Source organism: Leptospira stimsonii, assembly GCF_003545885.1.
In the GTDB taxonomy this organism is placed as follows: domain Bacteria; phylum Spirochaetota; class Leptospiria; order Leptospirales; family Leptospiraceae; genus Leptospira; species Leptospira stimsonii.
In genome coordinates, this window is the sequence record NZ_QHCT01000002.1 from 137,781 (window position 1) to 156,962 (window position 19,182).

Consider the following 19,182-nt stretch of genomic DNA (forward strand, 5'->3'; position numbering starts at 1 on the left):
AAAACCAGAATCCATTGTGTGAGTTCCTACATTCAAGATACCACTGTCCTGAATTTATGAATTTCAAATCACAGTCGATCTTTTCGATTTCGTAAGAGTTCCAACATTTCTATTTTTGAAAAAGCGCTTGATTCGTTTGAGAATCAATGTCCCAGGGAAGGCTTAGTCTGAAATTTTAACTTCTAAAAACGGAATTCGAAATCTTTCTCGTCGAATCCTAACGGCAGAAGAAGGTTTTAGAGAAAATCAAGTCGAACTTTAACGAAGCGCACGGATCTTTTTCAAAATATTTTTTTGATAGATCGGAGTTTTACCCGGATGAATCGAATAAAATAGACCGATATCCGGAAACCACTTCGTAAGTTCCACACTACTGACACAATCCGTAAACCAAGAATAGATCAGATCGAGAGAAGTTTCGTAACCGTAGGGATGAACGTCTTCCATTCTAAAATTCGGGTCGTTGTCCTTTTTTTGGGAAATCTCTAATATTTTAGAATATAATAATTCTTGAATATCTAATATCTTTCCGGCGATCCTCGGATCTACGCTGTCCCTCTTTTCCCGAAGAAGGGTTTTTAGAATCAGATCGACATATCCGCAAAACAATGCAGAGGCGGAAAGCATTTCTGAAAGATGAATTTCGGGCGCGTATCCTTGGTAGTTTAGAAAAATTAGATTCTCCGATGGAAAGGAAAGATTTTCCCCTTTGAGACGACAGTGAGTCGCCTCCTTAGCGTATTCCAAGTCGAAAAGTTCCGTTTCCAATCCGGGAGTATTCAACGGAACGTAGATCACATCGTAACTTTCCGACGGTGACTTAGCGACAACGAGAAAACCGTTACAGTTTGCACCATTCGTCAAAAAGGATTTTGATAGATTTAAATAAATTCTTTCTTCTTCGATCTTGTAAGAACTTGTGATATTCGAAATTCTTCCCTTCCATCCGCTTTCACTCACGCCCATGGAAACGATGTTCTTCCCGGTACCGACCCCTTGTAGGAGTTCTTTTACGATTGAAATCGTTCGATCACGATTGGGAAGCGGAGTTGTTTCCGTTTCATTGGCAAAACCTTCGGAAACAAATTTAAGAATTCTTCCGGCGACGTTGGTTTGCGCCATAAGCGCGATTCCGATCCCGATTCCCCTTGGATAAGAACCGAGAGCGAATATCTTTTTGTGAAAGGTTTCAAAGGATCCGCCTAAAATCGCTTCAAAGTATCCTTCTTCCACCAAGTAAGGAAGGGCATCTCGAAATACGCTACGATACTCTTCGGATGGAACGGAAGACAAGAATTCTTTCAGATTCATAAGACCTCAGCCAGTTTTCTTTTTGTCGCCTGCAAAGATTTTCTTAAGATACTGTCCGGTATAGGAATTTTTTACCTTCGCGACGTCTTTCGGAGTTCCCTCAGCGATCACAAGACCGCCTCCGTCTCCGCCTTCGGGTCCCATATCGATCAACCAATCGGCTTGTTTGATTACGTCCAGATTGTGTTCGATCACGATCATGGAATTTCCACGATCCACGAGTGTATGAAGTACTACGGAAAGGTGTCTAACGTCTTCGAAATGAAGACCGGTCGTAGGTTCGTCCAAAATATATAAGGTTTTTCCGGTGGGTCGTTTGGAAAGTTCGGTGGCGAGTTTGATTCTCTGCGCTTCTCCTCCGGAGAATGTGGTCGCGGGTTGTCCGAGGCGGATATAACCAAGCCCGACTTCCATAAGAGTTTCCAGCTTTCTTTTTACGATCGGAATATTTTCAAAGAATTGGTTTGCGTCTTCGATGGTCATCTCCAGAACGTCGAAAATATTCTTCCCTTTATAACGAACTTCTAATGTTTCTTGGTTGTATCGTTTCCCTTTACAGACTTCGCATGTCACGTAAACATCGGGAAGGAAGTGCATTTCGATCTTAAGAATTCCGTCCCCTTCGCAGGTTTCACATCTTCCTCCGCTTACGTTGAAGCTGAATCTTCCGGGTCCGTAACCTCTTAGTTTTGCGTCTTCCAAATTGGAAAACATTTCTCGGATCGGAGTAAAAAGACCCGTATAAGTCGCGGGGTTGGAACGAGGAGTTCTTCCGATCGGAGATTGATCGATATTGATGATCTTGTCGATCTGTTCAAAACCTTTGATCGTCTTGTGTTTTCCCGCCAGGGTCTTCATCTTCATCACCTTGTGAGCCGCGGCGTTATAGAGAATGTCGTTTATCAAAGTGGATTTTCCGGATCCGGAAACGCCGGTAATGACGACTAACTTTCCGAGAGGAATCGTTACGTCGATATTCTTTAGATTGTTTTCTTTTGCTCCGATGATCTGAAGTTGAAAGCCGTTCCCGTCTCTGAGTTTTTCAGGAATTGGAATCGTCATTCTTCCCGAAAGATACTTTCCTGTGAGAGAGTTTTTATCCTTAGCGACATGTTCCGGAGTTCCTGCGCAAACGATCATTCCACCGTGAACTCCGGCGCCGGGCCCCATATCGATGAGCCAATCGGATTCTTCCATCGTTTCGTGGTCGTGTTCCACGACGAGAACCGTGTTTCCCAAATCTCTGAGATTTTTGAGAGTAGCGATGAGTTTTGTATTGTCTCTTTGGTGTAATCCGATCGAAGGTTCGTCGAGGATATAAAGAACTCCCATGAGCCTCGATCCAATCTGAGTCGCGAGACGAATCCTCTGCGCTTCTCCTCCGGACAAGGAACCGGCGCTTCTTTCGAGTGTAAGATATCCTACACCGACGTCGTTCAAAAAAGTCAACCTCTGATGAATTTCCTTTAAGATAGGTTTGGCGATGATTTCTTCGGAACCGACAATCTTTAGATTCTCCACAAAATGAAGAGCCCTCTCGATAGAAAAGGAAGTAAACTCGTCCACGGGAACGTTATGTACCTTTACGGAAAGACTTTCTCTTTTGAGACGTTTTCCCTTGCAGGTGGGACAAGGATGATTGGTCATATAGGATTCGAACCACTGACGCATCGAATCCGATTTTGTTTCCTTGTATCTCCTCTGAAGATTCGGAATCACACCCTCGTATTCTTTTGTAAATTCGTAGTGCGAGTTCGCGCCTCGAAAATCATATTCGATTTTTATTCTTTTATCTCCATAAAGAATTGTCTGTCTCGTTTTTTCGGGAAGATCCTTCCATGGAGTGTTCATCTTAAATTTTAAAGAATCGGATAAGGACTTGAGAGTGGCCATAAACCAAAAGCCGTTGCTCTTCGAGCCGGCCCAGGCTTCGATACAACCGTCGACGAGGGAAAGTTCCGGATCGTTGATGAGAAGATCTTCATCAAATTCCAATAAACTTCCCAGACCGTCGCAGGTCTCGCAGGCGCCGTAAGGAGAATTGAAGGAAAACATTCTAGGAGTGAGTTCCGTGAAACCGATATCGTGTCCGTTTGGACAGGCCATCTTCTGCGAAAGAACGTGGTCTTTGGTTCCGTCGTCCAGGATCACGATTCCTTCGGATTGTTTGAGAGCGGTTTCTACGGAATCGGCGAGTCTGCTTCGGATCCCGTCCTTCATCACGATCCGATCCACGACGATCTCGATGGAAGTTTTGAAATTCTTCTTTAGGACGATCTCTTCGTCCAAGGTTCGGATTTCTCCGTTGATTCTCACCCGATTGAATCCGTCCTTACGAACCTTTTCCAAAACGTCCTTGTGTTCTCCCTTTTTCCCGGAAACGAGTGGCGCCAGGATCTGGAGTTTACTTCCTTGAGGAAACGCAAGCACCCGCGCCGTGATCTGATCGATCGACATCGATTGGATCGGTGTTCCACATTCCGGACAATGAGGTTTCCCGACTCGAGCGTAGAGCAATCGGAGATAATCGTAAATTTCTGTTACAGTTCCTACAGTGGACCTTGGGTTTCTATGCGTTGTCTTTTGTTCGATCGAGATCGCGGGAGAAAGACCTTCGATGAGGTCCAGGTCCGGCTTTTCCATCTGACCCAAAAACTGTCTCGCATACGCGGATAAACTCTCCACGTATCTTCTCTGGCCTTCCGCGTAGATCGTATCAAATGCAAGAGAGGATTTTCCCGAACCGGATAAACCCGTGATGACTACGAGTTTGTCTCTGGGAATGTCCACGTTGATATTTTTAAGGTTATGCTCTCTCGCTCCGCGAATCCGAATTTCCTGCAATGAATTACCCTCTCACTTTTTAGAATTTATAGCTTCCGAAAATCTGAAAACTCCTTTCCTAAAACAAATTCTTCTTTTTCAAGAAGAAACCGGTCCTGATACTGGCTTTCATGTTTCGAAATTTTCTCAAATTCGTCTTTTTACCGATTCGTCTGATTTCCCAACTCGTTCGTTGGCTCCGATTTCGATTCTTTCGAGGCAATCACTACTTTTTGGAGATCCCTTCCGAATTCTCGAGTTATCGTAAATCTTTCTTTATGAGACTTCTTTCTTCCAAGGATGAGGATCTTTTTTTCACCGAATTCTTATTGGAATTAAAACTCCTCTCACAAATCCCCGGTTTGAAAAAGATTTCCATCCTGATACAACAACCCGAATACGGCTTTGGAGAAACGCTGAGCATCGGAGAAAGACTTCAAATTTTGAAAGAATCCGGAATCGAACTCGAAGGTTTCGCATTAACCGGAGGACTCAAATCTCTCTTTATATTAGGAATTTGTAATGAACGATTCTGTTCGGAGGCGTCCGAATTTTTTCCGGTTCTTCCATCTGCCGAATCCTTCTTTTTCGGGAACGCAGGAAAAAAATGGGGAGTCAAGGTGGAAACCTTTCAAAGTGGTCCTTATAAATCCTTCGGAGAATCCTTTCAAAGGGACAAGTTTTCTCCCAAGGCAAAGGAGAATCTAAACGTTCTTCTCAAACAGATGACGGCGGATCTGGAGAATCTATTTCAACGTTATACGAAATTCTCCTTAAACACGTTCGCCGAACCGTTTTTGTCCCCAAAGGTTTTGAAGGACAGAAAGTTCGTTACCGGATTCTTAAACGAAGAGGACTTTCGGGAGAATTTTCTCTACGAGGCTTATACAAACGAAGTTGAAAAACAAAAACCCATCACCAAGGAACTGACTCTTTCTTCCTTATATCGATTTGCAAAATTAAGAAATTTTAAAGTATTTTCTCGCCGAGAACCGATCGTGGCGGTTCTTCCATTAAAAGGAAATATCCACCATGATACTTTGGGAAAAGGGGAAGGAAAGACGGAGGGAATTTCGTATCATTCCGTCAAAAACGCCCTCAAAGAACTCAGAGAGGAAAACGCCGTGAAGGCTGTGATCCTGGAAGTGGATTCTCCCGGCGGTTCCGCCTTTGTTTCGGAATTGCTCTATCAGGAAATTCTAAAGTTATCCAAGAAAAAAATAGTTTACGCTTATGTTCAGAACGTATCCGCGAGCGGAGGTTATTACCTTTCCTGCGCGGCTTCAAAAATCTATTCTTCTCCGTATAGCATCGTGGGAAGTATCGGAAGTATTTCTCTTCGAATGGATCTCAAAAACCTGTATTCTAAGTTAGGCGTAACAAAGGATCGAGTCGGATTCTATAAATACAGAGATTTACTTTCGGAATACGGACCGATCCACTCGGATTCAAAAAAACTCATGGAACAGGAAATCCGTGAATCGGAAGGACTATTCTACAAACGGGTGGCCGAGGCGCGTAAGATCCACGTTTCAACGCTCGATCAGAGATTCGGACAGGGAAGAGTTTTTACCGCGAGTCAATTCTTAAAGGATAAGATGATCGATTCCATCACGGACTTTTTAGGAATCGTAGACGATATCAAACAAGAGCTGAAAACGGAGCGTGTGCAACTCCAATACCTCCCGACCTTGTTCACGTTCCAAAGTTTTATAAAATCTTTGAGACCGAGTTTTTTAAACGTGATGAGCTTTGGTAAGAATGGAATTCTTTCGTCTTGGATGGATGGAAATCTTACGAACGTGGAAGATTCTTTAAAGAAGAAATTTCTTTTTTCGGAAGGTGAAATTCTCTTTCGATCTTCTTTTTGGAATCAAGGGTAATCATTTCGAGGCGGCTTTAGTGATTCGATTCAGAAGGGCTTCCTTTCCTCTTCCCTCTTTCGGAATTTCACAGTAGGCCTCTTTGATTTTTCTTCGATCACATTCCACAAAAAAAGAATACAGAGATTTCATGTATGCTTCGTTGGTATCTACTCTGATTTGATAAGCGACATCGTCGTAAAACCGAAATCCGATTTGTGCCGCGTCCGAAGGTATGTTCTCCAGATTTTCCGTTAGAATTACCTTACAAATCGGCGCATAGTGTCTGTATTTGAGTCCGGGACTGATCGGCGCATCCGTCGAAGTATTCCGCGTTTTATCCTCCGATTTTAAAACTTGGATTTCCGGAAGAATTTCTTTTAGATCTTGAAAGTCGACAAATCCGGGACGAAGCAGAATCGGAGGATCGGACGTAAAATCGATCACAGTGGATTCGATTCCTATCTTCGGTTCTTCCCCTTTCAGAATACAATCCACCTTCCCGGAAAATTCCTCTAAGATATATTCCATTTTAGTTAAGGAAGGTTTCCCGGAAAGATTGGCCGAAGGGGCCGCGACGGGAACATTACAAAATTCTAAAAAAGAACGCGCCGTTGGATTGGATGGAATTCGTACTGCAACCGTCTTCAGATCCGCGGTAAAAAGGTTCGGATCTTTTTTCAGGAAGATTCCAGTAATGGCACCCGGAGAAAATTTTTGGAAGATGAGTTTGCCCGCCAGGTTTACAGAAGCGCATACGTTCAGCGCGGCCAGATTCTCTACATGAAGGATGAGAGGATTGTCCGAAGGGCGTTTTTTAACTTCGTAGATTCTTCTGCAGGCTTTGTGATCGAAGGCGGATGCCCCGATTCCATAAACGGTTTCGGTGGGAAAGACGACGAGCCCTCCCCGAAGCAAAACTTTTGCCGCTTCCGAGGGAGAGTCTGTGATGAGAGTGTTAACCTTGTTTTCTGGCAACTTTCTCCGCGTGCTGGCGGTTTACGTTTGCTTCTTCCGGAGTTTGTTGAGCGTCCTTCGAAGGAGCGTTCGGGTCTTTTACCGGCTCTTTGATTTTTTCAACTGGAGGAAGTTTATTAGAAACCAATAATTCGAGGTAGTCGTTGATTCCAGGATCGTTGTCGCTGATCAACTGCCAGAAGGAAAATCCACCCAGATCGTATTGTCTCAAAAGACTCATCTTGTCTTCAAAGGCTTTTCGGTTCATATAGAACGCAACTCGATCACAACCTTCGGACTTATACCAGATGCTCGGATCTTCGTATGTCTTTCCGGTATGAACCCAGGAAAACTTGGAAAGATTGGTCCAAGTGTTTGAGTTTTTTGTATTCGCCATAATCTGATCGATGTTCGTCGGTTGTCTGTGAATTCCCAAATCCTTTTTACGAACCGCATCTTGATAATAAACCGATTTGATTTTGGAATTACAGTTGAGCGCCCAATCGTAACCATACGTCGGGATCGCCATATACAACTGACGGGAAGGAACTCTTGCCTTAGCGTATTCTATGATACTTTTGATCCAAGTGTTCGGCGCCTGAGGTCCCGGTCCCGGATTTCTATATTTCCGAGGATGCAATTCATATGCCATAATCTTAATACGATCCGCATACTTTGCAAGAAAGGCGTAGTCGTGTGTCATCGGCCCTCTCCAATTCTCCGCGTAATCCATTTTGATTTTTTCTTTTAGGCCCTTGCAAGCTTTGAAGGTTTCTTTTTTAGCAGGAGTTTTCGGGTGTACTGCGACGGAAAGAATTTTTCCACGTTTATGCACTTCCTTGGAAAGGATCACGATGAATTCTTCGAACTTTTCCTTTTTCTCACAACTCATTCCTTCGTAGTCGATATCGATTCCGTCATAACCGTACGTATCGAGTTCATGAAGAATGTTCGCAAGGTGTTTGTCTCTGATATCGTTACGTCCGTTCATCCCGATGTTCTCGGAAATCTTTTCGTATTTATTCTCCCAGCGGAAAATGGTAGGAATGATTTTTACATTCGGATTGAGTTTTCGAAGTTCGGCGACACGTTCGTGTTTTTGAGTGCTTCCCCAGCTGGAATACAGATCGCCGTTGTTGGTTTCGCGACCCTTCATTCCATAGATAAACGGATGGATTTCATTGTAGAGATGAACGGTCTTCTTCATCGCTTCGTAATCTGAAAACCAGGTGGATGCGCGGAACGTAGTGTTTTCGTCTGCCATAGGAAGCAAGGTCGCCTCCGGCATATCTCCGTCGTCCTTTCCAAAAGAGAAGAAGCCGGATTTCGAAGAATCGGATTCCGGTGTAGAGTTCATTGTTTCGGTCTGGTTTACCGGCTTATTGATAAAGAAGAGATCTCGGATACCATCCATGATTCCAACGGAGCTTGCTTGAACCGTTTCGGATTGGTTTGCTACTGCCGCGTTGTCTTTTTTGAGAAGATTGATTCCTAAAGAGAATGAGAGAACGGATAATAAAAACCAGGTAAAAGAATAGAATAAGATCTTCTTTTTGGGTTCTGAATTTCTCGGGAATGGAACCGGTTGACTGAGTCCGTCCGGGATTTTGTGTTTGTCTTCTTGTTCGTTTGCCATTGTGTTAACTGTCTTATTATCGAATCAAAGAAGCAGAAAATAAAGAAGTTTCCTTCAGTCTTTGATTTGAGGATCCTCTTCCAGAGATTTCGAGGTGAGAGGACTGTCAAATGGTTCTTTTTACAAGTTGACGAAATCCAATAGCAGGGGAAAAAACCGCTTATGCCTCTTACGAAACCTCTGAAATTATTTATCGCCTTAAACGGATTCTTTCTCACGTTTCTGATTCTTGCCGAAGTGACCGGTTCAAAACTTTTTGTCTCCTTTGGATTCACTCTCACAATGGGTGTGATCCCGTTTCCGGTTACCTTTATCGTTACCGACCTTTTAAACGAATACTATGGGCGTAAAGGAGTTCGTTTTACCACTCTTGTAGGAATGGTGATGATCTTTGTGGCTTACTTTCTTTTGATGTTGGACATGTGGATTCCGGCGGCGCCGAATTCTCCCGTCGACGATCATTCTTTCAACATCGTCTTTGGGAATTCGGGAAAGATCATCATCGGTTCGATCGTAGCCTATCTCGTGGGACAACTTATCGACATACAGATCTTCCATTTTATACGGGTTAAAACCAAGAATAAGTTTATCTGGCTTCGAGCTACGGGTTCTACGATCGTATCTCAGCTCGTCGATTCCTTCGTCGTGATTTATATCGCCTTGAGTGGTGGAAAGCTGAGCTTTGAAGAACTGAACCAGATTTCTACCAATAACTTTCTCTATAAATGTGGGGTCGCGGTCGCAATCACTCCGATCATCTATGGCGCGCATAAATTGTTGGATTGGTATTTGGGCGCGGACGCGGAAAAGATGATTTTGGCGGCTATGCACGAGGGTCGATCCGACGTGGAACCGATTTCTCCTGGTTGAAAAAAGAATTCCTTAGATCCGATTCCGATTCCCTTTGGATTTGATTTTAAGACCAGAATTGCATTTCGATTTTTCAAAACTCTTCCTATTTCCCGGAACCGGGAATTACGAAGCAAACGCGTATGTCGAAAATCCATTCTAACAATTTGAGAATGGTTTTTTTCTCTACGTTACTCGATCTTGGTTCAGGGAAAAAATCTTTCAGCCGTTTCAACAAAAGCGCGGCCTTCTCTATTCTCCGCCTAACAAGGATCTATTCCTCAAGAGATTGTCGGAAACGTTTCTTCCGATTTTACTCGAAATTAATTTCAGGTCTTTGTCTAATAAGCGTAAAGAATTAGAATCAAAGGAAAAATTTTTCCCTATTCGATTGTTAGTAAAAAGGTAGTCTCCGATGCAGTTGACCGAAACGACCCCAAACAAAACGCGTGCGGATGAACTCTTGTTTGCATTGAAGGTTCTTTGCTTTCAAGGCTACAGAGGATGTAAGAATCTCCTTTTTCCGATTCCTTTGTGGAGAAAGAGCAAAGATCGGCATCCGGGGATCTCCTCCGTTCTGGCAATTTCGGAAACACCTCTCTGGAATCCGAACGATACGCTTGAAAATAATATTCTAACCTTTGGTAAAATTGAAAATCTAAGAATCGCGGCCAGAAAATTAAATGGGGTTCGTGTTTCCGCCGGGCAAGTTTTTAGCTTTTGGAAACAGATCGGAAATCCCAATTTCGGAAAAGGATATGTTTTAGGAAGAGAAATTCGAGAAGGCTGTATCGTTCCCAGTATCGCCGGAGGACTTTGTCAAATTTCGAACGCCCTCTACGACGTCGCGGTTCGATCCGGTTTCGAAATTTTGGAACGTCATAAACATTCGTATGTATTTCCAGGATCTTTGGCGGAAAAAGACAGAGACGCGACGATCAAATGGAATTACGTCGATCTGCGATTTCGATCCCCCGTGGATTATCAAATCGAAATCGAATTCAATTCCGAAAGTATGATCGTTCGTTTTCGATCTCTTGCTCGATTTCAGACGGAGGATTCTTCTTTCGACTTCGCAGAAGAGAATCCAACGGAAACGTTTCCACCGAGAAAGGAAGCCAAATCTCTAAACGATTGTTACTCTTGTGGAAGAGTTTCTTGTAGCCAACACAGTTGGAACAACCGTCCGACCTCCGAATTTACGGTCTGGGTGTTGGATGAGGTTTGGCCTGAATACGACGCGTATGTATCGGCGCACTGCGTACCAAAAGATTCCGTGATTCTCCCTTTGAAAAACGGAAGTCGTTGGGGAATCAATCGTTTCGATTGGACGATCCGAAAGAATAAGAACGTGAAAGAAGTATTCCTAAGATCTCTTTGGAGAAGTTTCAAACTACGCTATGGGGCGGGAAAGAATACGAACCCGTTCCAATTGAATCTCGAGTTAGATCAAAAACTTGCGAATACAATCGCAAAAGAAATTCCATACGAAGCTTCTCATATTGTGGTTTCTCAAACCTTACTCCCCGCTCTTTGGGAAGCGGGCGTTTTTGCGGGAAGAACCTTTGACGTATTGATGACAAGACTTCCTCTATCGATACTCCACGAACGGTTGGATCAAGCGTATTTAGAATATCCACAAAGTGAAACGTTAAAAGACTTTCGGGCTCCCGATTTTTGGGTCGAGTCCGAAACAAGGGCTCTCCAATCGGCGCAAAAGATCATCTCACCCCATTCTGAAATTTTGAAATTGTTTCCGAACCAAGCCTCTCCTTTGCGATGGTGTATCCCTGCGTTTGAAGAAAAACCCGTTTCCGATCGGAAAGGAATTCTATTTCCCGGGTCGGCCTTGGGAAGAAAGGGTGCGTATGAAATGAAACGACTCGCAAAAGAATTGGATCTTTCCTTGTATGTTTTGGGAAACGCGGTGGAGAAAGAAGGTTTTTGGGAAAGTATTTCCGTACGAAAGTTTCAAAATTCTTGGGATGAGATCGGACTCGTTGTGTATCCGACATATGTGGAAAACAAACCGAGAGAACTCCTAAAAGCGATCTCCAAAAACATTCCGATTGTTACAACGACCGCCTCCGGCTTGGAAGACTTTGAAGGAGACGATGTCGTAATCCTTCCGGTCGGGGATTATGAAAGCCTAAAAGAAGCTGTCGCACTTCGATTCAATCGAAAACATCCTGAAGCGTTCTCTTATTCAAAGTAATAAAACCAGAGTCGATTCTTCCAAGGATCCAAGACGGAAGAATATTTTAAATCCTGTGTCTCCAGCGAAAAGCCTCTGCTCAAAAGAAGAATCTTAAAATTCTCCCATTCTTCTTTTTGAATCCGAAAGGTTAAGGTTCCGGGACTGACAGGGCAGTTTTTGGATTCCTTGCTGAAAATGAGCGTTGGACCATTCTCCCAAGAAAGTTCGGAATGAACCCGGGAACTTTTGTGAATCTTCAACCCGAAAAGTTCGGAATAGAGATTTGCGGAAACGGAGCTATCGGAAGACTGAAAGTTCGACGCATAGAATTGAATCATGGTATTTCGTATCACATTTCCAAGAAAGGAAGAATGCAGATTCTTCCTGTTTAATTGGTTGTCTAAAGAGTAAAACCGAAAAAACTGGAAGAAGAACTTTTTGCGAGTAAAAGATGGCAACAGAAGATCAGAAAGATTACGTTCGAATTTTTGATACAACTCTTCGGGACGGAGAACAATGTCCTGGAGCCGCGATGACCGAAAATGAAAAACTCGAGATCGCCGCACAACTCGCGACTATGAAAGTCGATATCATTGAAGCGGGTTTTCCCGTTTCCTCCCCCGTTCAATTCCAAGCGGTGGAAAGAATCGCAAGAGAAACGCAAGGACCGATCATCGCCGCACTCGCAAGAGCCATGAGAGCCGATATCGAATCCGCATACAAAGCTCTTCAACCCGCAAAAAAAAGAAGAATTCATACGTTCATCGCATCGTCTCCGATTCATATGAAATTCAAACTGGGAAAAGAACCCAAAGAAGTTTTGAAGATGGCGATGGAAGCCGTAACTCTTTGCAAAGAATTCGTAGAAGACGTAGAATTTTCCCCGGAAGACGCGACCAGGAGTGAACCGGAATTCTTAAGAGAACTCTGTGAAGCTGTGATCGAAGCCGGTGCAACGACCATTAACATTCCGGATACGGTCGGTTATACGACCCCGGAAGAATACGGAAATCTTTTCAAATTCCTAATTACGAATGTTCGAGGTGCGGAGAAAGTAATCTTCTCCGCTCACTGTCACAACGATCTTGGACTCGCAACGGCGAATTCCTTAGCCGCAGTACAAAACGGAGCTCGTCAGATCGAATGTACGATCAACGGAATCGGGGAAAGAGCCGGAAACACCGCGATGGAAGAAGTCGTGATGGCGATGAGAACTCGGAAAGACACTTTAGGAATTCAGACGAGAATCAAGACGGAAGAAATCGCAAGGGCCTCTTACCTCGTAAAGACGATCACGGGAATGCTCGTTCAACCGAACAAAGCAATCGTCGGAGCAAATGCTTTCGCGCACGAATCGGGGATTCACCAAGACGGCGTGATCAAACACAGAGAAACCTATGAGATCATGAAACCCGAAACGGTCGGACTTTCTTCGAATCGAATGGTCTTAGGAAGACACAGCGGAAGAGCCGGTTTCAAAGATAGAATTGTGAAACTCGGTTTTTCTCCACAAACGGAAGAATTGGAAGCCGCTTATCAGAGATTCTTAGAAATTGCGGATCGAAAAAAAGAAATCTATGACGAAGACATTCGCGCCCTGTTTTCGGATGAAACGAGGAAGTCCACGGGGGATCGTTATCAACTGGAAGGATTTACGGTTTCTACAGGAACAAAGAGTACACCGACCGCAGGCGTGAGAATCTCGATCGACGGTCATATTCGAGAAGAATCGGCTACCGGAGACGGCCCTGTGGACGCGATCTACAAAGCGATACAAAAAACCACGGGAATGGATCCGGAAGTTTCGAGACTCGTGATTTCTCCGGTTACAGAAGGTCAGGATGCGATGGCAGAAGCGTCCGTTACTCTGGAGTACAAGGGTGAGAGAGTTGTTGGAAAAGGAAGTTCTACGGATATCATTGAGGCTTGTTCGAGAGCCTATATTTCGGCCCTCAATCGTCTTTAGTTTTTTTGAATCTGTGCCTTCGAAGCGTTTTTAGGAAGAACTTTGAGGCAGTAAGACAGGAGAAAAACCGATGAGAGGATTTGGTTCGAAGTCGAGTTCTCTGGAAATGAGATTTTTCTCTAAATTTAAGGTCCATATCATCCTGTAAGATCCATGAAACCTAGGAACTCCTTGGTTTACAGTTTCAACGATAGAGTCCCCGACTCCAACCTCTTCTAACCAGAGCAAATAATTAAACAAATAACAGCGCGAAACTCCATGCGCGTCCGCCAAAGCCCCCAACATGGCCCAAGCTCCCGTATTCACACGAATACTCATCTTCTTCATCTTACCTTTTCCCCGATTGTATTTAATCTTTCCTGCCCTCCAATGAAGTCTCTTCATAGAAGCCACAAATTTCGTATATCTCCTTAAGAGATGAGGAAGTTTCCTGGAAAGAATCCTCCTTTCTTCTATGTCCAACTCATTCCAAAGGGAAAGAGGAATCAGAATCGAATCCGTCCCCATGGCTCCTTCGATAAGCGCAGATTCAATTTTTCTCTGAGAATGAAAAGAAAGAAGTTCCATATACCGGAAACGGTTCTTTCCCTCGAAGCCAACGTACGTTCTCAAACCGCAAAAAATTTTCAAAAGGCTCTTTTTTTTTAGAAAAGACTACTTTCTAAAAAACTCGATTCTTACAAATCCAAAAAAAAGAATCTAGGTCTGATTCCTTCTTCAAAGAGAAAAAGCCAACCACGGTTCAAAATTTAGTTTGAAAACAAACTAAGCAATTTTTAAACCAAAGAATTCTCTTGCCCGTTTTCAGGCCATTTTCAAGATAGAATCCGAAGATTTATCATTTTTTTTATCTATAAAGGTTCGTTATGAAATATTCAGAAATTTTTCAACCGATTCAAGTCGGTTCGATCACCCTTCCGCATCGCGTTATCATGGGATCCATGCACTTAGGACTGGAAGGAATGCCAATGACCGCAGAGAGAATGATCGCATTCTACGGAAGAAGGTTCGACAGCGGCGCATGTTTTATTACTACCGGAGGAATCTCCGTCAACCAGGAAGGAAAAGGATCGAATATTTTTTTCAATTTTCAAAAGGAAGAAGATTGCAAAGAGCTTTCAATCGTCGCGAACGCACTCAAACCGAAAGGTGTTTTTTGCGCACAACTCTTTCACGCAGGAAGATACGCCTATCACAGGGAACTCGTCGCACCATCCGCACTTCGCGCTCCGATCAACCGATTCATACCGAAAGCTCTCACAGAAGAAGAAGCGTGGAGAACCATCGAAGATTTTGGAGATTCAGCACTCAAAGCCAGAGAAGTCGGATTCGGCGCCATCGAAATCATGGGGAGCGAAGGCTACCTCGTAAACCAATTCTTCTCACCCGTCACCAATCAGAGAGAAGATTTTTTCGGCGGAACTCCTGAGAAGAGAATGAACTTTGCGATCGAAGTGATGAAGAATGTTCGTAAGAAAGTGGGAAAGGATTATCCAGTCGTCTATCGAATGTCCGGGATCGATCTGATTCCAGGCAATCCAACGTTTGAAGAAGTGGTCACACTCGCCGAAAAACTCAAAGAACACGGCGCCGACGCATTGAACATCGGAATCGGTTGGCACGAATCCAGAATTCCGACGATTTCAATGCTCGTTCCGAGGGGCGCTTGGGCCAAAATATCCGGAAAGATCAAAGAAAGAGTCAAAGATATTCCGATCATCGCTTCCAACCGAGTCAATATGCCGGAAACGATGTCTCGAATTCTCAAAAATCACGAAGCGGATATCCTGAGTATGGCACGTCCCTTTCTAGCGGATCCGGAAATTCTCAACAAGATCAAAGCCGATCAAGAAGAAAGAGTCAATACTTGTATCGCGTGCAACCAAGCCTGTTTGGACCATACCTTCAAGGAACAAATGGTTTCTTGTCTCGTAAATCCTTCCGCAAATCGCGAATTAGAAATCAGCAAATTAAAAAATGCGGATAAAAAACACGTAGTCGTTATCGGTTCCGGTCCGGGCGGTCTCGAATCTGCAAGAATCAGCGCGATCCGTGGACATAAGGTTACCGTTTTGGAAGCTTCCGACAAGATCGGCGGACAACTCAATCTTGCCGCACAAATTCCTGGAAAATCGGAATTCTTCGAAACGATCCGTTATTTTAAGAACGAGCTCAAAAACCTCGGTGTGGAAATTCAATATGGACACAAAGCAACGTTAGACAGCATTCTCGCACTCAAACCCGACGCGGTCATCTTTGCGACGGGCGTCAAACCGAGAGAATTCTCCTTACCAGGGATAGAAAAAAAGAAAACCGCGTCTTATGCGGATTATCTTTCCGGGAAATTCACACCGGGTAAAAAAGTCGCGGTCATCGGAGGCGGTGGAATCGGAGTCGACGTCGCGCACAAACTCACGGAAGAAGAAGCTCCTACAATCGATTCCTACTTTCACAGATACAATGTTCTTTCCTATACGAAAGCACAGATTCAACCGGAGAAGTCGGACCGAAAGGTTTCCATTTTTCGCAGATCGGGAAAGATCGGTTCCGGTCTCGGAGCGACCACGGCTTGGGCGCTTCTTCAGGAATTGGAAACAAAGGAAGTCGGATTCTACACTTCACTTAGTTATAAGGAAGTCACGGACCAAGGTCTCGTGATAGAAACAAAAAAAGACGGCCCTCTAACGATCGAGTGCGACTCTATCATTCTCTGTGCGGGACAGTTGAGCGAGGTTTCCCTTTACGAAGAGTTCAAAAGAAAAGTTCCGAACGTTCCGACCTTTCTGATCGGAGGAGCAAAAGACGCATCCGGGATCGATGCAAAACGCGCCATGTTGGAAGGATTTGAAGCGGCTCTCACCATCGGAGTTAACTAAAAAAAATAGAATTTCCACTTCCTACCATTCTCCTCCGAACACATCGAAGAACCGTTTGTGTTAGGAGGAGAATCTATTGTATCCAAAATTCATCCACATTCTCATCATTCTTTTCGTATTTTCTTGCGAATCGGAACTTAAACCGGTTCCTGAAACCAAACAAAATTCCCTACTCGATCTTTCGGGACCTTGGGAGATCGAACCTTTAGCGGAAGGCGTTTCATTCAAATCTTCTTTAGAAAAATCGAAGGTTCGCCATACGGTTTCCGTTCCTTCCAATCTCATAGAATGGTCCCAATCGCCGAAAGGAAGCATTCTGCTTCGAAAGGTTATCACCAAAAAGAAAGAGGATCCATTCTTTCAAAGTCTTTGTCTTGGAAAAATTTCGGACGAAGCCAGTGTTTTTTGGAATGGAATCGAGTTGAAAGAGGAGCTATTTTCCTCTTATCAAAATTCGTCTCCGCAAGGTTACGATAGAATTCGAATCTATTCGATTCCGCAAGAAATCGTAGTTGAGGAGAATACGATCGAGGTCTTGATTAGACCATACTTCGATTACGAATTTGGTATTCTTTCCGGTCCGATCTCAATCGGAACCTCCGTCACAATTTGGAGGGAATATTTTCTTTCGGAGATCGGCGGGCTTCTTTTGTTCTCATCCTTTCTTCTGATCGGAGGTTTTTTTCTTTTTCTTTCTCTTCGGGAAAAGCGAAAGAATGAAAACTTCTATTTCGGACTCTTTCTTCTTTTATTTTCGGTTTATCAAATTTCGCTTAGCCAATTCAAGTATTTTCTCGGGCTGGAAATCCTCTATTTTAAGAAATTTGAATATACTTTTTTGGCGTTCCTATTTCCTCTTTTTTGTCGATTTCTTTCTGCCTTTCTTAGGAAATCCGTCGGTCGTATCCAATTCTTTTTTGAGATCGCTTCTTTTGCACTTTGTATTTCCTTTTGGTTTTTGCAAAACGTCTCGGTGTTAGATTGGTGCAACCGAATTCTTCATCAATCGCTCTGGCTCGGCTACGTGGGAATTTCGATCAGGTTACTTTTTCCCAACTTAAAAAAACAAAAGGAATCCAGAAGAATTCTTTTTGGAGTTCTTTTTCTTCTCGTTTGTGTTTTCATCGATATCCTTTCCGAAAGAGGAAACTTTTCCGTGATACGGCTTTCCGGGTTCGGCGTCTGCGGATTTCTTTTCTTTCTTACTTTGATTCTTGCTGATAAGTTTGTAGGAATGAAGGAAAAACTCCGCTCTTGGAATCGAGCATTGGAAGAAGCGATTCGTAAACGTACAAAAGAACTTACTCTGAGCCTTCAGGAAATCCGAACTCTCAAAGAACAACAAGACGGAGATTACTTTCTGATCACTCTTCTGTTTCAACCGTTTCTTTCCCGAAATCTTCGAAACGAATTTTCAGAAATCGAAGTCCATCGGAAACAATACAAACAATTTCAGTTTAAGAATCGTCGTTACGAAATCGGCGGGGACGTCGTTTTGAACGAACCCGTTTTTATCTCCGGTTTGGAATATCAGGTTTTGATCAACGCGGATGCGATGGGAAAATCACTTCAAGGAGCCAGTGGTGCTCTGGTCTTTTGTTCCATCGTAAAGAGTTTTCTGCAAACTCCCGATTACGAATTTCGAAGTCCGGAGAATTGGCTCTTTCTTCTCTACAAAAACCTTCAGGCGGTATTCGAATCTTTCGACGGGAGTATGTTCGTCTCTTCCATTCTTTCCCTCTATAGACAGGAAACCGGAGATCTATTTTTTCTGAACTGCGAACATCCGCCGATCGTCCTCCTTCGAAATCAGAGCGCAAGTTATCTTTCTGAAGAATTCATCCTTCGAAAGATTGGTTTTCCGGATTCGGATCTTCCGGTCCGAGTTCGACATTTCAGAGTTCTTCCCGAGGACACAATTCTCTATGGTTCGGACGGGCGGGAGGATTTGTTTCTTTCCGTCGATTCCGATCCGACACAAAAGCAAAAAACTTCTTCTCCTGAACTTTTTTTGACTGCCGTTCAAAAACCGTTTTCAACCTTAGAAGTTCTGGAAGAAAGAATTCGAACCATTGGCGAACTTTCCGACGACCTGAGTTTTCTCAGAATTCAAAGACCGACCGAAGAAGCGGAAAAAGACCCTTTTCAGGAAAGCAACCTGATCGAGAGAAAAGGAAAAGAAGCAATTCAAAACGGAGAATTGTTGAAAGCGACTTCTTTCTTCTCCAAGGCCTCCACTCGAAACCCCGCTGATCTTTCCCTGGCAAAAAGGGCCCTTCTGTTGGCAAAAAAGACTCAGAATTTCAAACTAATCCGACTCTTTTCGGAAAAGCTCTTACTTCGAGAGGAAGGAATATTCTTGAAAAACCCAAACCGTGTCAATCCGTCGCTTATTACTGAATCATCAGGGAGAAAAGGTGCCGAATATGAAATTCAGGGAATAAAAAAGGCATCTTAAACGAATAAAAATCAAATTAATTGTTGAATTTGTTTCATTTCTATATTATAAGTCATAATTAATTCATTCTTTAGAAAAGATTCGAGCACTTTTCTCGAAGGAAGAAGTAAGTGAATCAGTCTCCTAATCTCCTGTTCACTGATTGCCGTCTAAAGCCAGCTCGCTTGCTGGGGTAGAATCCAATTCTTATTTTTATAAAATGGGAATTTGGATTCCTCCCCGGAATTTTACCTCTCGGGTCAACTTA

12 protein-coding genes are annotated in these 19,182 nt (G+C 43.5%); 6 read left to right on the forward strand and 6 right to left on the reverse strand.

From position 1 onward, the window contains the following. Positions 1 to 258 precede the first annotated feature (258 nt). Complete coding sequence (locus DLM75_RS08765) at positions 259 to 1,311, reverse strand: acyl-CoA dehydrogenase (protein ID WP_118968148.1); 1,053 nt, start codon at positions 1,309 to 1,311, stop codon at positions 259 to 261. A gap of 6 nt (positions 1,312 to 1,317) precedes the next feature. Next, a complete protein-coding gene (gene uvrA, locus DLM75_RS08770) occupies positions 1,318 to 4,155 on the reverse strand; it encodes an excinuclease ABC subunit UvrA (protein WP_118968149.1) in 2,838 nt (945 codons plus the stop codon). Between the two features lie 110 nt (positions 4,156 to 4,265). On the opposite strand from uvrA, the gene DLM75_RS08775 reads away from it, so the two are divergent. Continuing rightward, positions 4,266 to 6,017, forward strand: coding sequence for a S49 family peptidase (locus DLM75_RS08775; RefSeq protein WP_118968150.1), 1,752 nt, complete (start codon positions 4,266 to 4,268; stop codon positions 6,015 to 6,017). Here DLM75_RS08775 and DLM75_RS08780 read toward each other — a convergent pair whose 3' ends face one another. Beyond that, entirely contained in the window at positions 6,018 to 6,974 is a 957-nt protein-coding gene (locus DLM75_RS08780; RefSeq protein WP_118968151.1) for an L-threonylcarbamoyladenylate synthase, read from the reverse strand. Then, the gene (locus DLM75_RS08785; protein WP_118968152.1) at positions 6,955 to 8,589 is read right to left on the reverse strand and encodes a glycosyl hydrolase family 18 protein; all 1,635 of its coding nucleotides are present in this window, start codon (positions 8,587 to 8,589) and stop codon (positions 6,955 to 6,957) included. The genes DLM75_RS08780 and DLM75_RS08785 overlap by 20 nt, the downstream gene beginning before the upstream one ends. Positions 8,590 to 8,751: 162 nt before the next feature. Here DLM75_RS08785 and DLM75_RS08790 point away from each other — a divergent pair, with 162 nt between their 5' ends. Both DLM75_RS08790 and DLM75_RS08800 read left to right on the forward strand, forming a co-directional pair. Continuing rightward, positions 8,752 to 9,459: a queuosine precursor transporter gene (locus tag DLM75_RS08790; RefSeq protein ID WP_118968153.1), complete on the forward strand. Its 708-nt coding sequence runs from the start codon at positions 8,752 to 8,754 to the stop codon at positions 9,457 to 9,459. 394 nt (positions 9,460 to 9,853) lie between these two features. Then, a complete protein-coding gene (locus DLM75_RS08800; protein WP_118968155.1) occupies positions 9,854 to 11,653 on the forward strand; it encodes a VanW family protein in 1,800 nt (599 codons plus the stop codon). Here the strand turns inward: DLM75_RS08800 and DLM75_RS08805 are convergent. Next, positions 11,641 to 11,973: a hypothetical protein gene (locus DLM75_RS08805; protein WP_118968156.1), complete on the reverse strand. Its 333-nt coding sequence runs from the start codon at positions 11,971 to 11,973 to the stop codon at positions 11,641 to 11,643. The genes DLM75_RS08800 and DLM75_RS08805 overlap by 13 nt on opposite strands. Before the next feature lie 113 nt (positions 11,974 to 12,086). Here DLM75_RS08805 and DLM75_RS08810 point away from each other — a divergent pair, with 113 nt between their 5' ends. Next, positions 12,087 to 13,601 carry a 2-isopropylmalate synthase gene (locus DLM75_RS08810; RefSeq protein WP_118968157.1) on the forward strand — a complete coding sequence of 505 codons (1,515 nt, stop codon included), beginning with the start codon at positions 12,087 to 12,089 and terminating at the stop codon, positions 13,599 to 13,601. 30 nt (positions 13,602 to 13,631) lie between these two features. Here the strand turns inward: DLM75_RS08810 and DLM75_RS08815 are convergent, their stop codons facing one another. Then, a complete protein-coding gene (locus DLM75_RS08815) occupies positions 13,632 to 14,168 on the reverse strand; it encodes a DUF1564 domain-containing protein (RefSeq protein WP_118968158.1) in 537 nt (178 codons plus the stop codon). A gap of 299 nt (positions 14,169 to 14,467) precedes the next feature. Between DLM75_RS08815 and DLM75_RS08820 the strand changes: the two genes are divergently transcribed. Beyond that, positions 14,468 to 16,477 carry an oxidoreductase gene (locus DLM75_RS08820; protein WP_118968159.1) on the forward strand — a complete coding sequence of 670 codons (2,010 nt, stop codon included), beginning with the start codon at positions 14,468 to 14,470 and terminating at the stop codon, positions 16,475 to 16,477. 76 nt (positions 16,478 to 16,553) lie between these two features. Beyond that, positions 16,554 to 18,935 carry a SpoIIE family protein phosphatase gene (locus DLM75_RS08825; RefSeq protein WP_118968160.1) on the forward strand — a complete coding sequence of 794 codons (2,382 nt, stop codon included), beginning with the start codon at positions 16,554 to 16,556 and terminating at the stop codon, positions 18,933 to 18,935. Positions 18,936 to 19,182: the final 247 nt, after the last annotated feature.

Bases quoted from the DNA above. Each gene is read 5' to 3' on its own strand.
- DLM75_RS08765 (WP_118968148.1), bottom strand. From the start codon at position 1,311: ATGAATCTGAAAGAATTCTTGTCTTCCGTTCCATCCGAAGAGTATCGT.
- DLM75_RS08775 (WP_118968150.1), top strand. From the start codon at position 4,266: ATGTTTCGAAATTTTCTCAAATTCGTCTTTTTACCGATTCGTCTGATT.
- DLM75_RS08785 (WP_118968152.1), bottom strand. From the start codon at position 8,589: ATGGCAAACGAACAAGAAGACAAACACAAAATCCCGGACGGACTCAGT.
- DLM75_RS08790 (WP_118968153.1), top strand. From the start codon at position 8,752: ATGCCTCTTACGAAACCTCTGAAATTATTTATCGCCTTAAACGGATTC.
- DLM75_RS08800 (WP_118968155.1), top strand. From the start codon at position 9,854: ATGCAGTTGACCGAAACGACCCCAAACAAAACGCGTGCGGATGAACTC.
- DLM75_RS08805 (WP_118968156.1), bottom strand. From the start codon at position 11,973: ATGATTCAATTCTATGCGTCGAACTTTCAGTCTTCCGATAGCTCCGTT.
- DLM75_RS08810 (WP_118968157.1), top strand. From the start codon at position 12,087: ATGGCAACAGAAGATCAGAAAGATTACGTTCGAATTTTTGATACAACT.
- DLM75_RS08815 (WP_118968158.1), bottom strand. From the start codon at position 14,168: ATGGAACTTCTTTCTTTTCATTCTCAGAGAAAAATTGAATCTGCGCTT.
- DLM75_RS08820 (WP_118968159.1), top strand. From the start codon at position 14,468: ATGAAATATTCAGAAATTTTTCAACCGATTCAAGTCGGTTCGATCACC.